This window comes from Algoriphagus sp. AK58 (assembly GCF_014324365.1).
Taxonomy (GTDB): Bacteria; Bacteroidota; Bacteroidia; order Cytophagales; family Cyclobacteriaceae; genus Algoriphagus.
Genome location: NZ_QEIG01000014.1, coordinates 199,892 through 213,682 on the forward strand (window position 1 = coordinate 199,892; position 13,791 = coordinate 213,682).

The 13,791-nt window shown below is 45.9% G+C and carries 12 protein-coding genes; 5 read left to right on the forward strand and 7 right to left on the reverse strand.

Features of this window, described 5'->3' with window-relative positions; translation table 11 throughout:
* Positions 1 to 226 precede the first annotated feature (226 nt).
* The 5 genes from DDT91_RS14045 to DDT91_RS14065 all read left to right on the forward strand — a co-directional run bounded on the left by DDT91_RS14045 (position 227) and on the right by DDT91_RS14065 (position 3,808).
* Positions 227 to 748, forward strand: coding sequence for a hypothetical protein (locus DDT91_RS14045; protein ID WP_187176827.1), 522 nt, complete (start codon positions 227 to 229; stop codon positions 746 to 748).
* 77 nt (positions 749 to 825) lie between these two features.
* Complete coding sequence (locus DDT91_RS14050) at positions 826 to 1,323, forward strand: ubiquinol-cytochrome c reductase iron-sulfur subunit (RefSeq protein ID WP_187176828.1); 498 nt, start codon at positions 826 to 828, stop codon at positions 1,321 to 1,323.
* Positions 1,320 to 1,862, forward strand: coding sequence for a YceI family protein (locus DDT91_RS14055; RefSeq protein WP_187176829.1), 543 nt, complete (start codon positions 1,320 to 1,322; stop codon positions 1,860 to 1,862). Before DDT91_RS14050 ends, DDT91_RS14055 begins: the two co-directional genes overlap by 4 nt.
* On the forward strand, positions 1,859 to 2,734 hold the full coding sequence (locus DDT91_RS14060; RefSeq protein ID WP_187176830.1) for a DUF5777 family beta-barrel protein: 876 nt from the start codon (positions 1,859 to 1,861) through the stop codon (positions 2,732 to 2,734). The genes DDT91_RS14055 and DDT91_RS14060 overlap by 4 nt, the downstream gene beginning before the upstream one ends.
* A 582-nt stretch (positions 2,735 to 3,316) precedes the next feature.
* Positions 3,317 to 3,808, forward strand: a complete 492-nt coding sequence (locus DDT91_RS14065) for a ubiquinol-cytochrome c reductase iron-sulfur subunit (protein ID WP_187176831.1) — start codon at positions 3,317 to 3,319, stop codon at positions 3,806 to 3,808.
* 97 nt (positions 3,809 to 3,905) lie between these two features.
* Here DDT91_RS14065 and DDT91_RS14070 read toward each other — a convergent pair whose 3' ends face one another.
* The 7 genes from DDT91_RS14070 to DDT91_RS14100 all read right to left on the reverse strand — a co-directional run bounded on the left by DDT91_RS14070 (position 3,906) and on the right by DDT91_RS14100 (position 13,787).
* Positions 3,906 to 4,601, reverse strand: a complete 696-nt coding sequence (locus DDT91_RS14070; RefSeq protein WP_187176832.1) for a PepSY domain-containing protein — start codon at positions 4,599 to 4,601, stop codon at positions 3,906 to 3,908.
* A 22-nt stretch (positions 4,602 to 4,623) separates the two neighbouring features.
* Positions 4,624 to 5,205, reverse strand: a complete 582-nt coding sequence (locus DDT91_RS14075) for a DUF2911 domain-containing protein (RefSeq protein WP_187176833.1) — start codon at positions 5,203 to 5,205, stop codon at positions 4,624 to 4,626.
* Positions 5,206 to 5,291: 86 nt separating this feature from the next.
* On the reverse strand, positions 5,292 to 5,732 hold the full coding sequence (locus tag DDT91_RS14080) for a CHY zinc finger protein (RefSeq protein ID WP_187176834.1): 441 nt from the start codon (positions 5,730 to 5,732) through the stop codon (positions 5,292 to 5,294).
* A 54-nt stretch (positions 5,733 to 5,786) separates the two neighbouring features.
* Complete coding sequence (locus tag DDT91_RS14085) at positions 5,787 to 6,362, reverse strand: DUF3347 domain-containing protein (RefSeq protein ID WP_187176835.1); 576 nt, start codon at positions 6,360 to 6,362, stop codon at positions 5,787 to 5,789.
* 218 nt (positions 6,363 to 6,580) lie between these two features.
* A complete protein-coding gene (locus tag DDT91_RS14090; RefSeq protein ID WP_187176836.1) occupies positions 6,581 to 8,350 on the reverse strand; it encodes an efflux RND transporter periplasmic adaptor subunit in 1,770 nt (589 codons plus the stop codon).
* Positions 8,351 to 8,356: 6 nt separating this feature from the next.
* Positions 8,357 to 9,952, reverse strand: a complete 1,596-nt coding sequence (locus DDT91_RS14095) for a TolC family protein (RefSeq protein ID WP_187176837.1) — start codon at positions 9,950 to 9,952, stop codon at positions 8,357 to 8,359.
* Positions 9,942 to 13,787, reverse strand: coding sequence for an efflux RND transporter permease subunit (locus DDT91_RS14100; RefSeq protein ID WP_187176838.1), 3,846 nt, complete (start codon positions 13,785 to 13,787; stop codon positions 9,942 to 9,944). Before DDT91_RS14100 ends, DDT91_RS14095 begins: the two co-directional genes overlap by 11 nt.
* Between the last annotated feature and the right edge of the window lie 4 nt (positions 13,788 to 13,791).

Sequence of the window (13,791 nt, forward strand, 5' to 3'; positions counted from 1 at the left end):
ATTAAGGATTGTAGTTTCTCTGCTGGTCGTAAATCGTCATTCGTCAATCGTACTTCTATTTCAATTTATCTCGCGACCGAAAGGAGCATATTTCTACTGTATTTCTACTGTATTTCTACTGTATTTCTACTGTATTTCTACTGTATTTCTACTGTATTTCTACTGTATTTCTACTGTATTTCCACTGTTTTTCATTTTCAATCCGATTTTCAATTAAATTGACCTCATGGATTTAGGACAAATCATCTACATCATCGCTATCATTGCTTACTTTATCTATCAGGCTTCCAAGAAGAAAAAATCCCTGGACCCTATGGATTCCGATGATAATCAGCCTGAAGCGCCGCAGAAAGGGCTGACTTTTGAAGAGCTATTTAAGGAAATCCGCAATGCTCAAAATACTACTGCTCCAGAACCACCCAAGCCAGTCATTCAGGAAACACAGCGACCTGCACCTATTCCCCCAAATTTTCCCCAAGCCAAAGCCCAGCCTCGAAGACGCTTCGAACCGGTTGAAGAAGTAGATGATGAGGCCAAATTCTATGAAGGTTCTTTTGAGTCTACCAAGAAAAAAAATCCATATCAGGAACTTGCGAATAAAACATTTGCCGAACCTGAGTTTAAACGTTTCAAATCTCAGGAAATCGCAACACCGAAAGTTAACCCTTATGCAAAGCTCCTGAAAAATCCAAAGACGGTTAAAGAGGCGATCATCGTGAGTGAAATCCTCAGACCCAAACATTTTTAAGGCCTGTCAAAACCTTTTTGATCCGAATTGATTGATTGTTCGTAAGTGCTATCACAAATTTTAACAATCAATCTTTTATGGAAAAGTCTATCCAAACTTCCTCAGGAAAGTTGACCGATTCCCGAAGAAAATTTATTGAAAAAGCAGGCCTGGCCGCGGTCATGGGCACTTTTGGAGTGTCCTTTTTTACTTCCTGTTCTTCCACTGAGGATGCTGACCCCGGCAATGGGAATGGTGGCAATTCCGGACAATCCGGAGGAATAACTGTTGCCGGTTCTACAATCAGAATTGACCTTGCGGTCCAAACACGTTTAGCCAGTTCCGGAGGCTGGTTGCTGATTCAAGATGCGCGAACCTTGGTAGCCAACATCAATGGAAGCTACGTGGCGCTTACCTCCGTCTGTACCCACTCGGGATGCTCAGACAGCTGGACGTTCAGTAACAGTCGCTTCACGTGTACCTGTCACGGTTCGGTATTCGACTCCACAGGTCGGGTGTTGCAAGGGCCTGCAGGTGCTCCTTTGCAGCAATTCACCACAAGCCTAAATGGAACAACGCTGACTGTGACCAAATGATCCGTCTGGTTTTTCTCTGTGTTTTTTTCTGGAGTCTAACAGTCAATGCACAGGAATATCAAACTCAAAATGGTAAGGTAGTCTTCCTTTCCAAAGCCTCCCTGAGTGAGTTTACCGGTGAGTCCAAAACCCTAAAAGGTTTGATCGATTTGGAAAAAAATCTGGTGGACTTTTTCCTCGACTTGAATACCCTGAAAACTGGAATCACGCTACGGGACAAGCACATGAGGGAAAATTACCTGGAGACTGAGAAGTACCCGTTTGCGGAGTTTACCGGGAAGTTTGAGTCGATTCCGACGCTTTCAGCTGCCTCTGAAAAAGTAACCGTGAAAGGGAAATTCAAAATCCATGGAGTGGAACGGGAAATCACAGTTTCTGGAATGATTAAAAGACTATCCAATGGCAGCCTCGAACTCAAAGCCGATTGGGTGGTAGCCTTAAACGATTATAAAATCGAAATTCCAAAACTGGTATTCTATGAGTTGGCTGCTGAGCAGCAGGTATCGATCGAGGCAATTTTGACCCCTTCTAAAAAATGAAAAAACTGATTTTACTACTGTCGGTAATGTCTTGGAGCATTCCGCTTTTGGCTCAGCTGGAACGTAAACTGGAAGTTGAAAATCTCCCGGTAGATCTGATCTTTCATGCTCCACGACATATCAATTTGCTGACGGTGGAGCCCTTGGAAAAGAAGTCCATGCATTTTGCCATTATGCACACCTTTGGAACAGTAGATGGAGGAATAGAAAACCTCTGGGGCTTGGACAACGGAGCGAATATCCAGTTTAGTTTTGAATTTGGCTTGAGTGAAAAGCTTTCTTTGGGTCTTGCCAGAAGCAGTCGGGATAAGTTTTATAACCTCTTTGGCAGGTATCACTTGCTACAGCAGACTCAAAATGATAAAATTCCACTTTCGCTAAGTGTGGCAGGCGGCGCAGGAATTGTGAGCAATCCCTACCAGTTTTTGGGACCATCAGAGCGGCCTGATTTCTCAGATCGCTTGGCCTATTCGGCTCAAGTGATGCTTGCGAGGAGATTTTCACCCAAAATCAGCTTCCAGCTCAGTCCCATGCTAAGCTATTTTGTCAATCCCTTGGATATCTATCAAATTCAAGGTGATCAAAATCTTTACTTGGCACTTGGAATGAGCGGCAAGATTAAGGTGACTGATAGATCTTCATTAACTCTTCAATACATCCCCAACCTCAACTCAGATCTCAGAAGTAATTTTGGGATCGGATGGGATGTGGAAGCAGGAGGACATGTCTTTCAGATGTATTTTGTCACTTCTCAGGCGCTCAATGAGCAATACCTGCTGGCAGGAGGAAATGGCGTGCCGGGAGAGGAATTCCGATTGGGATTCAATGTCAACCGAATTTTTGCTTTAGGCCAGAAAAAAAGGATGTATTAAAAGGATATTGAGGCTGTCTCATAAAGGGGCATTAATGTCAGCTTGAGCGGAGTCGAAGGCCGATTCTAGTGATCCAAACCACATTTCGATCTGCCCAACTCTCGTTGGTCAGGTGCTCAATGTGACAAACCCTACTTATGAGACAGCCTCTTTTTTCCATCTTCCAACAGCTAAATAGGAAATCGCTTAACTTAAGATTAGAAGAAGAATTTATTGGTTTTGACGGCTCCAATACCTGTTTAAAAAAAGCCGGAAAGATTCAAATAAAGATGAAATCAAGCTTTTTAATTTTTTTTCAGTTGTTTATCGAAAAGAATACAAGCGGTCCTAAATCTTTTACTTTTATTACCACTTGCATAGGACTAGTGAAAAAGGAGTAGATGATTTTGATTCCATAAGGCGAAAGGAATCTGATCGAATTGAGCGTAATAGGTTCATCGAGAACCTTGGATTGCTGAATAAAATGAAACTGATATATAAAATTCTGAATATCAATCGTTTTTTCTCTATGAATTAAACCTTTTTGATCTAATTTGATTGCTCATGTAGAAGTCGGCAGGAACTGAAAAATATCTCACTTATATGGAAAACATCATCAAATCTCAATCCGGAAATTTGACTGAATCAAGGAGAAATTTTCTGGAGAAAGCTGGGATCACAGCTGTTTTTGGTACTCTAGGCCTCTCATTTTTCACATCCTGTACTTCGGTCGATGACCTAGATCCCAATTCGCCTAACCCCCCTTCCCAAAATGGAGGAATAACCATTTCGGGCAATACCATCCGAATCGACCTCTCTCTTCAAAATCGCCTGGCAAGTCCGGGAGGTTGGCTTTTGATCGAAAATGTCAAAACGCTGGTCGCTAATGTAAACGGTTCATTCGTGGCTTTGACTTCTGTTTGCACTCATTCAGGCTGTTTTGACCAATGGGCTTTTGCCAACAATAGATTCATCTGCAACTGTCACGGTTCTATTTTTGACCCATCAGGAAGAGTAATGCAAGGTCCAGCGACCCAACCCCTTCAACAATATACGACCACCTTGACAGGAGCTACTTTAACGGTGACCCGATAAAAAAATCAAAACTTTTCCAAAGTTCAATAACCTATAATTGTTCAACCAGGTATTTATAGCTTCTCAGGCAAATAACTTTGGAAAAGTTACAGTGGTACTACTTTTTTGTTGCCTTTGACTTTTTCACCGTCATAAAAAACAGCGTAAAACCAGACACAATCGTAGCCAAGCCAAAGAGCGAAAATGCTCTCAGCAGCAGGTTGTTGAAATTGTCCCGGCCGGCATAGTCCATGGTGTGAAACATCCAGAGAAAGTCAAACCAGCGCCAGTTGCGATGGCGAACACGCTCGAAATTCCCGCTTTTCGCATCGATATAGGCCGTCAGTTTTTCGGGATGGTCAAAGTGAATGGCCCAAGCGGGTAGGGACCGTCCACGATATTCATGATGCGAACCTGTCTCGGTCAAGTATTCCGCTGACTCGATCCCAAAATCCCCTTTGATATAGATCTTGGCAATTTGCTTGGCTTCTTCTTCGGTGATTTCTCCCCGGGCTTGGCCGGTTTGGGCATGGAATAGTTTCTCCTTATTGATCCAATAATAGGGCTGATGGTTAACGAATCGAAGTTCCAGATTGGCCACTTCCAAGGTCGAATCCAAGCTGGATGGATCCACCAGATTGTTAGCAGTCAAGTGCATCATGTGATCCTGATGAAAATGATCCCCGTGAATCTCATCGATATCTGTCCAGGAGAAGTATAGCCCCGAAATCGTCCAAAACAGAAACTGGATTCCTATAAATACACCCAGAAACCGGTGGATTCTCCGGGTGTAGTATTGATTGTTTTTTCTCATAAGGCTGGGTGGGTGGGGATACTCAGAGGTTCTTCACTTCAAATTTGATCTTGGTTTTATCCCAAGCTATAGAGATTAGGGCAGTTCCTTTTGAGGTTTCTTCAACCGTGTAGGTAAGTGATTCGACCGTTTCTTGCAAGGCCTCTGGAGTCAAGGATATCCGGACCAAATCTTTACCCGCATCATAGTCATCAGCCAAATGCATGTCCCAAACTTGGTTGATAATCAAGGTCCATTCCGTTTCTCCGGGGATGGTAAACAGCCCATATTTCCCGGCAGGGATTTCCTTTTCACCGATTTTCACGGCCTTGTCAAACTGAATGGAGGTAGCCTTGTGTGCGCCAGTAACCCATACTTCTCCAAAAGCAACCAAGCCTCCGAATATTTGCCTTCCTCTTACGCTGGGAGAGGAGTAATCGATGTGAATGTGGTTCCCATCCACCATGGCCATGGCCGAAGTTCGGGGGCTTTTGGACGCAGCGGGTGAAGTTTCGGCAGGCTGATGTTGACTGTGGTCTTGGGTAGTTGAGGTTTGATTTTCGGTTTTCCCCGTACAGCTGGCGATGAAAATGGGGATCAAAAGGGTGTAGATAAACTTTTTCATTTCTAAAAGATGTTTGGTTGTTAGGTCTTTTTCAACTTGTCTTGATTCTTGCTTCTTGCTTCTCGAATCTTATTTATAGTCTCTTTTCACTTCGGTCTTCGGTCTCCCGTCTCAAAATACAGGTGATAATGCTTGCTGCAACCGGGGTTGAAACCTGATTTGCAATGCGGACAGGTATTGTTGGAGGCCATGTAATCTTTGATGCTCAGTTCGTTGCCGCAGACTCCACAAAGAATGGCTTTTTGATCGAATTCGGCTTTTGGCCAAACCCGATGCTCATGATCTGCCTCTTCTTCATGACAGGAAAAACAGGGATAATACTTGTCGCAGCACTTGAATTTGATGGCAATGATATCCAGGTCGGAATGCCAATGCACGCAGCGGGTTTGGTTGTCCACCGGCTTTCCAAACACATTGATTCCACGGATTTGGGATACTTTGAGCGGTTCCAATACTTTTTCCTGGGAAAATGAATGCGTGGAGAAAAGCAGAAGAAGGCTAAGGGTGAATAGAAGGTATTTTCTCATTTGGTGTATAAATCAAAAGGCAAGCACAAGCTAGTACCCGCCTTTGAAATGAAATCAGTTCAATTCCAAAGTTTCTTCCACTCGACCGCAAGTCAACATGAAGCTGCCAAACAGCGGGTTTTTGATGTCCTCGTTGGCGCTCAGCCACATGCCACCGGTGTTTCCTTTGTACATCGGGCAATATTGATGGTAAAGCGTGCGGTCAGTTCCTGCAATTTTCAGCATGTCTTTCATTACTACGCTCAAGGCTTGGAAACTTTCCCGCTGGGCTGCGATGTCTGCTGTGGCAAGTTTTTCGGCAAAGCCTGTGGCTTCCACTTGCAGTCTTTCCAATTCCTCTGGATCATTGGCTTGGGAACCGGCAATATCATAAGTCTTCAGGGCGGAAACCAAGTCAGCACTTTTTGCAGCTGCGGTGGCAACATCATCTGCGACCAAAGCATCTTTCACTGCCAAATAAGTATCGATAATTCCGCTGGTGGTTTTGGACCTATTTACCGAAACCGAACTGGCTGAAGAGGAATCTCCTGAAACGTGGGTTTCGGTTTGAGTTTCTGTGGTGGTTGATTTTTCTCCGCAGGAAAAAAGGGCGAAAGAAAGGAGAGTGGCGAATAATAGGGTCTTTTTCATATGATTATAATTTGATTTTTAAAGGCCACATGGAATCTCGCAAGTCTTTCAATCATTCCAATGTGTGATTTTTTAGTCATACTCGATTTCATGAGTTTATAGATATTGTTTTTTGAATTTTCTTTTTCAACCTGTGAGTGGGGACACTCACAGGGGCGACATTTTTTAAATACAGATCTGCCACGTTTTTGAAAATCTGGCAGGTCTGGATAGGTAAATCAATGTTTATGTGTTGCAGGAGCTGAAGAAGTGCCTGAAAGATCCAATACCGGCTGGCCTTTCAGATAGGTTTGTTTCACTTCTCCACAGGCTAACATGGAAGCTCCGAAATAAGGATTGGTGATATCCTTTTGCTCGCTCAGCCAATACGCACCTTGATCACCGAAAGCCATTGGGCAATAGTCTTTATACACCACATCTTTGTTGATGCCAAAGGTCTCGGTCATTTCCAAGACATGAAAGGAAAGCATGGAAAAATGCTTTCGGGCCTCTTCGATATCTTTCGCCGAGCCCATTTTTACCTGGGCATCTTTCATCCCTTTCAGCATTTCCATCCATTTGTCATGGGCCTGATCTTTCACCAAATCCATATTTACTTTGGAAAGGCTTTGATCGATTGCAGCAAGAGCCTTTTGTGATTCATCCAGCTTATCTTTCACCAATCCATTTTTTACCTGAAAATAGGCATCAGCCACAGCCGTGATTTGATTTCTGAATTCCTCCGAAACTTCCAAGGATTTGGTTTGAGGACGTTTCATCATACTAAATTGTCCTGAAAGCTGAGCAGCGGCATCGATGGCAAAAACTCCGTTGGTTACGATCTCTTCACCCGCCTGAAGACCGGACTCGATCAGGTAATTGTCTCCCATTCGGTTGCCTAAGCTCACCTCACGCATCTCAAATCCCGGGGTTTCGGAATTGGGAACTTTCACATACACCACCGAGCGCTTTCCTGACCATAAAACGGCTGTTCGGGGAACTGTAACTCCCGCCGAACTTGGTTTCTTTGCGGTTTGAATTTTGGCGGTGACAAACATTTCCGGTTTGAGTTTTCCCCCCGAATTGGTGATTTCAGCACGGACAGAAGCTGCCCGGGTATTGGCATTCAGGAGCGGATCGATAAAGGAGATTCTTGCTTTGAAGTTTTCCTCCGGCATTCCTGCCACGGAAAAACTGATTTCATTTCCGGTGGAAAGCAAAGGCAAATCTGACTCATAGGCATCCAATAGAACCCAAAGCTTGTTGAGATTGACCACATTGAACAAAACAGATCCCGTGCTCACATAATCACCCACAGCGATATTCCGTTGAGTCACCACGCCGGATTGATCGGCAAGGATGTCAAATTGCTCCCGGACCACTCCGCTTTGCTCGATTTCCATGATCTGACTATCGGTCAGTTTCCAGAGTTTGAGTTTTTCTTTTGCTGCAGCATATAATTGAGGAAAAGTGGATTTGCTTTTTACCGCCTCAAGCAATTCCCTCTGTGCCGTGAGCAATTCCGGAGAATAGATCGTGGCAAGCCGCTGACCTGCTTTGACTTGCTCTCCGGTGAAGGTCACGAAGAGTTTTTCTATCCTTCCGGGAAACTTAGCCGTGATGGCTGCATTTTCGCGTTCGTCAGCCTGAATTTTACCGGTAAGGAAAAGTTCTCCGGATCCATTGGTTCCTCCGATTTTGGTGGTATGGATTTGTGCCAAAGCTAACGCTTCAGGAGTCATTTCAAAGACCATGGGATTGTCACTTCCCGAACTGGCTTGCGAGGCAGGAATCAAATCCATGCCGCAAATCGGGCAGTCTCCGGGTTCGCCCAACTTAATCTGCGCGTGCATGGAGCAGGTCCAAAGCGTAGGAACACCGGAATCATTTTCGTGGGCATGCCCTTCATGAGATTCAGAAGAGGATGGTTTGAGCATCCATCCAATCAATCCTCCGACGACCAAGGTCACGAGGATCAGTGCTAATTTATTTTCAAGTATTTTTTTCATTTCAAATCACGGTTGAAGGGTGAGTGAAGTAGCAGCCAAAGCTTCCAGTTGGGCAAGACTTTGCTGCTGCTGATTGAGTGCGTTGATACGCTTTTGCTGATAGTCCAAAAGCTGCTGATTAGCCCGAAGCACCTCTTCGAGACCGTTGGCATTGCTGATAAAGGAAGTCTCCAAAAGCTGGATTTGCTGATTGACCAGCTGGATTTGGTCCTCGTAAAGTCGAAAATTTCGCTCGCTTTCCTCCCAATTCCGGAAGGCATTTGCCCATTCCATAGCGAGGAGATTTTCCGTTTTTTGGCGATCCAAAAGGGCCGACTCTTTGAGGTATTCAGTCTCCTTGATTTTGGAATTGATTTTCTTTCGGTAGATCGGAAGGGTCAAACTGACCATGGGCATGACCATATTCTCTCCGCCCATCTGCATGCCGTTTTCAGGCCTTGGCGCAAAGGTCATGTAATTCACTCCTGCACCCAGCATAGGCTTTCCTTCGAGTTTGGCCATTTTGGCTTGCTGTTCGTAGGCTCCGATTTCGGCCTGATACATAGCGAGCATGGGGTTGTTTTGGCGGATGCTGTCCAGAATTTCCTGTTTTTCCAAGCTCAATACGGGTTTCTCTAATTGGTCCGGGAGATTGATTTCCGCCCGGATTTCCCGATTAAGCAGCTGATTAAATTTAATCTGAAGTGGTTCCTGATTGGCCTGAAGCTGCTCAATGGAGTTCTCCAACTCCCGGATTTGCATTCGGATCTGTAGCACGGCACTCATTCCTGTAGTGGAACTTCCCATCGGAGCAGCACTCATCTCAGAATTCATGGAACTCGGGCTATTCATGGCGCTTGAGGTATTTCCTCCCATGCCACCCATTCCGCTTGAACTTCCAGCCGAGGTAGAATTCACAGTGGGCTGCGGCATAGATTGGGAAGGAGCTGAGCTTGGTGCAGAGGTACCTGCTTGAAAGCGAATCAGCGCCAGTTCCTCGTATTTTTTGAGGTATTCGAGGTTTTCCTGAGCGATTTTGATTTCTTCCTTTAGACGAATTTGCTCATACCAAGTGGATTTGACCAGAAGTAGCAACTGATTCTTTTCCTCCAAGAAAAGCTGATACTGCGCTTTCGCCATTTGATTGGCTTCTTCCTTTTGGGTACCGATCATCCCAAACCATGGAAACATCTGCATCAACCTGAAATCCGCCGTTTGATTGCCCATAAATCGTTCCATCGGTTCAAGGAAAAAACCGGCCTGCAGTTCCGGATCCGGCAAACTTGGCTGATTCACCCGCTCCGCCATGGCCTGATAGCGGGCATAGGAAGCCTTCAGTCCGGGGTTGTTTTCGGCAGCTTGGATGAGGTAGTCGTCGAGGGATTGGGCTTTTACTTGGATTGTGAAAAGGGACGAAAGAATGAAAGTTGAAATCAGAAAGCTGAAGTCAGAAAGCTTAAACCTGAATTTCAACTGTCGAATGTCGAATAAGGAATCCCGAAATCCCTTCGCCGTGGTCTGTGTCACCACAGACCACAATCCGAAAAGAAATCCCCCTAGCCCCTCCCGATAGCTATCGGGAGAGGAATTGGCTCCGTGGAACTTTGAATGTTTAGTTTCCATAGTTGGATGCGTTTGATTCATCGGTGAAAACCTCTGAATTGTGTTTCAAATTGCGCTCTGCCCACCAGCAATACAGGGTAGGCACAATAAATACCGTGGTGACTTCCAGGATCATTCCGCCCAAGGAAGGAATCGCCATCGGAATCATGATATCCGAACCCCGACCGGTCGAGGTAAACACAGGAACCAAGGCCAACAAAGTAGTGGCTGTGGTCATCATACAAGGCAAGACTCTGCGCTTTCCGGCTTCCAACACTGCAGCTCGAATTTCCTGTACAGTCGATGGCTTATTTTCCTTGAAGCTTTGGTCCAAATAGGATGCAACCACCACACCATCATCCGTGGCTATTCCGAACAAAGCAATAAAGCCCACCCAAACTGCCACACTGAGGTTGTACACTTTCATTTGGAACAAGTCGCGGAAATTGGTCCCAAAGAGAATGAAGTCCATAAACCAGTCTTGTCCATAAAACCAAATCATCAAAAACCCGCCCGAGAAAGCCATGGCAATCCCGGTAAAGACAAACAGGGTAGTGGAGACAGCTTTGAACTGGAAATAGAGAATCAGGAAGATCAGGATCAAACACAATGGAACCACGATGGCTAGGCGTTGCTCAGCCCGGATTTGGTTTTCATAAGATCCCGAAAACTCAAATCGAACACCATTAGGGACCTTCAATTCTCCAGAATCCATCTTTTCCTGCAAGTACCGCTTGGCATCTTCGACCACCGTTACTTCAGCAAATCCCGGCATTTTGTCCAGCAATACATAACCCACCAAGAAGCTGTTTTCTCCCCGAATCATATCTGGTCCAGGACGGTAGGTGATGTTGGCCACCTGACCCAAGGGAATGTAATTGCCCATTGGGGTGGGAATCTGGAGATTTTCTATGGCATCCGGATCGTCCCGATATTCCCGAGCATAGCGTACCCGAATTGGAAAACGCTCCCGGCCTTCCACGGTAGTACTGAGTTTCATTCCTCCGATGGCTGTCTCGATAAAGTCCTGCACATCGACCACATTCATGCCATAGCGGGAGATTTGCTCCCGGTCGATGTCAAGCTCGAGGTAAGGTTTGCCCACGATCCGGTCGGCAAAGACCGCTTCCTTTTTCACAGATGGCACCTCTTTCAGGTACTTTTCCAACTCTAAGCCAAAGGATTCAATAGTTTGTAAATCTGGCCCATATACTTTGATCCCCATAGGAGCACGCATGCCGGTCTGAAGCATGACAAGGCGCGTTTCGATAGGCTGAAGTTTGGGAGAAGATGTCACTCCGGGGAGATTGATCACACTGACGATCTCATTCCAGATATCATCAGGGGTGCGGATATGATCTCTCCATTGACGGAAATATTCGCCATCCTCATCTTCGATCAAGTCGGAAACCTTGATCTGATTGGGAGTCATGGTCGCAGGATCGTAAAAGGAACCATCCTTTAACTCATACTTTCCATCCGAAACCTTGAAGCGAAGTCGGTTGCCATTGATATCTGTGGCGTATTCCGACTTGTAGTTGATCGTATTTTCAAACATGGAAATCGGGGCAGGGTCGATTGCGGTTTCTGCCCGTCCCGCTTTTCCTACCACCATATCGACTTCAGGAATCGCAGTCACCAGCATATCGAGCTTTTGAAGGACTTCTTTGTTTTCCTGCATCCCCGAATGCGGCATGGTCGTCGGCATCAACAGGAAAGAACCCTCATTGAGCGATGGCATAAATTCCTTTCCCAAACCCGGAAAAGTATGTGTCAATCCAGACCATACACCGGTGGTACGGATGTTTACTCCCACGGCGTCGAAGGCTTTGGGGATTATTCCGAAGACTCGACCGAAACCTAACCAAACACTAGCGCCAAGTAGAATGACAACCAGTGGAAAGAGCAGGAAAGTGCCCTTATTCGCCAAACACCAATTCAGGATGCGGGGATAGACTTGGATAAATCCGGCAAATCCTCCCAAAACCAGCCCTAAAAGCAAGGCTATGAAGATAAAGTTGGTTAGGATACTGACCGAAACACCCAAAGGCATCCATTGCTGAGTCAGTAGCCAGGCCACAAAAACCAATGTGACGGCAATGATGAGAAGGCTTTTACGCTTTTCAACTTTCTCAGGTAAATGGTAAGCAAGCGTGTGAACTAAGCCATAGCTAAACAGTAACCAACCCGCCCAAGACCAAAGCGTGAAGGCTACGATCGGACCCAAAATCACCAATCCATAATTCAGGAATCGACCGATTTTTCCCTTGGCTGATTTCATGCTGAATACCCAATGGGAAAACGCGGGCATAATCAACAAGGTGAAAATTACCGCTGATATCAGCGCAAAAGTCTTGGTGTAGGCTAGTGGACCAAAGAGCTTTCCTTCGGCTGCTTGTAGGGTAAAGACTGGTAAAAAGCTGATAATCGTGGTGCTGACAGCCGTCAATATGGCTCCCGAAACCTCAGCCGAAGCCAAGTAAACGGTCTTGAGCTTGGATTGGCCTTTGGGTGCCATTTCCAGATGTCGGAGGACATTTTCATTGAGAATAATGCCCAAATCCACCATGGTTCCGATCGCAATCGCAATCCCGGAAAGTGCCACGATATTGGCGTCTACTCCAAAGTACTTCATAAAAATAAAACACATCAGTACCGCCATCGGGAGCAAAGCCGAGATTAGGAGCGAAGCCCTGAGATTGTATACCATCACGATGATAACCAAGATGGTGACTAAAATTTGAAGGTTGATCGCTTCGTAAAGCGTGCCTAAGGTTTCATAGATCAGGCCTGTTCGGTCATAGAATGGGACCAAAGTCACTTTGGAAACTGTGCCGTCGGCCAGGGTTTTGGTGGGAAGACCCTGAGAAAGTTTTTCGATCTCGGCTTTTACGCCTTCGATTACTTTTAGTGGATTATCTCCATAGCGGGCAATGACCACTCCGCCAACTGCCTCAGCCCCGCTCTTGTCGAGAATGCCGGACATGTTTCGGGTTTGTGGACCAATATTGACCTTGCCTATATCCTGAATGCGGATGGGGACATTATTGGTGACTTTGACTACGGCTTTGTCCAGGTCAGAAAGTTCTTCCACATAACCCAAGCCACGGATAAAGTAATCCACCCGATTGACCTCGATGGTATTGGCAGACACATCTAAGTTGGATTTTCGAACGGCCTCCATCACATCCATGAGGGTGACTCCATGCGCTTTGAGCGCTGCAGGATCCACATCGACTTGGTACTCCTTCACATAACCGCCAACAGAAGCCACTTCAGCTACGCCTTCTACTGCAGTCAAGGCATAGCGAACGTAGTAATCTTGGATGGTTCGGAGTTCGTGCAGGTCCCAGCCACCGGTTGGATTTCCGTTTTCGTCTCGACCTTCTAGGGTGTACCAATACACCTGTCCTAATGCGGTGGCATCCGGGCCAAGTTTGGGTTGGACGCCTTCTGGCAAAAGTCCGGCTGGAAGGGAATTGAGTTTTTCCAGAACCCGGGAACGGCTCCAGTAAAACTCGATATCTTCCTCGAAGATGATGTAGATACTGGAGAAACCAAACGCAGAAGTGGAACGAACGCTTTTTACTCCAGGAAGTCCGAGTAGGGAGGTGGTGAGGGGATAGGTGATTTGATCCTCCACATCCTGAGGAGAACGGCCCATCCATTCGGTAAAGACGATTTGTTGATTTTCCCCGATATCGGGAATGGCGTCAACAGGCACGGGATCTCGGGGGAGAAAACCCACGTTCCAATTGAACGGTGCGGTGACGATACCCCAGCCGATAATCAGCAGGAGGAAAAGTACCGTAACCAGTTTGTTTTCAAGAAAATACTTGAGGATTCGGTTAATCATAATT